This window comes from Bradyrhizobium sp. WYCCWR 12699 (assembly GCF_032144035.1).
Lineage (GTDB): Bacteria > Pseudomonadota > Alphaproteobacteria > Rhizobiales > Xanthobacteraceae > Bradyrhizobium.
Genome location: NZ_JAVTJN010000023.1, coordinates 1 through 987, shown reverse-complemented (window position 1 = coordinate 987; position 987 = coordinate 1). Strand labels below are relative to the sequence as shown.

Genomic DNA, 987 nt, shown 5'->3' with positions numbered 1-987 from the left:
CCGATGCCGAGATCGCAACGTTGCGAGCCTATCTACGCCAGCGCGAGCGGCTCGTGGAATATGCTGCCGCCCATATCCAACATATGCAAAAGGCTCTGATGGAGATGAACCTGCAGCTCCATCATGTTGTGTCGGATATCACCGGCGCGACCGGCATGCGGATTATCCGAGCCATTGTTGCAGGCGAACGCAATCCCGACGTCCCGGCAACCTATCGGGACGTGCGCTGCCACTCATCGATCGAGACGATCCGCGCAGCGCTCGTAGGCAATGACCGCCACGAACATGTTTTCGCGTTAGCTCAATCACTGGAGCTCTACGACGTTTATCAGGCAAAGATGCTCGACTGTGATCGCAAGCTCGAAGTCCTGATCAGTGCATTGAACACCAAAGGAGCAAGACCGGTCGGAAACCTAGCCAAGCCGCGCGTAAAGACCAAGCAGGTCAACACCCCCACCTTCGATGTCAGGACCGCACTGTACAGAGTGCGGGGCGTCGATTTGACTGAGATCCACGGGTTGGGTCCGTCGCTCGCATTGAAGCTCATTGGCGAGTGCGGTATCGATCTAACGGCATGGCCGAGCGCCAAACACTTCACTTCCTGGCTCTGCCTCGCACCCGGCAACAAGATCTCCGGCGGCAAGGTGCTGTCTTCGCGCACACGGAGATCTTCAAGTCGCGCAGCTGCGTTGTTGCGTTTGGCAGCCACAACCGTGGGGCGGAGCGAGACAGCGCTGGGAGCATTCTATCGCCGGTTGTCAGCACGTGCGGGTAAATCGAAGGCGGTGACGGCGACGGCTCGCAAGATTGCGGTTTTATTCTACAACACACTCCGGCACGGCATGAGCTACAAGGATCCTGGCGCCGACCAATATGAGCAGCAATATCGTAGCCGCGTCCTCGCCAACCTACAGCGCCGGGCGAAATCGCTAGGCTTCGTGTTGCAGGCCATCCCGGGCGACGCCAATCCGGCTGTTTCTTAGGAAG

1 protein-coding gene is annotated in these 987 nt (G+C 58.6%); it reads left to right on the top strand.

The genetic code is table 11. The features are described 5' to 3' along the window. A partial coding sequence (locus tag RPS27_RS10505) for a transposase (RefSeq protein ID WP_188637473.1) occupies window positions 1-983 on the top strand: 983 nt, incomplete at its 5' end. Window positions 984-987 lie beyond the last annotated feature (4 nt).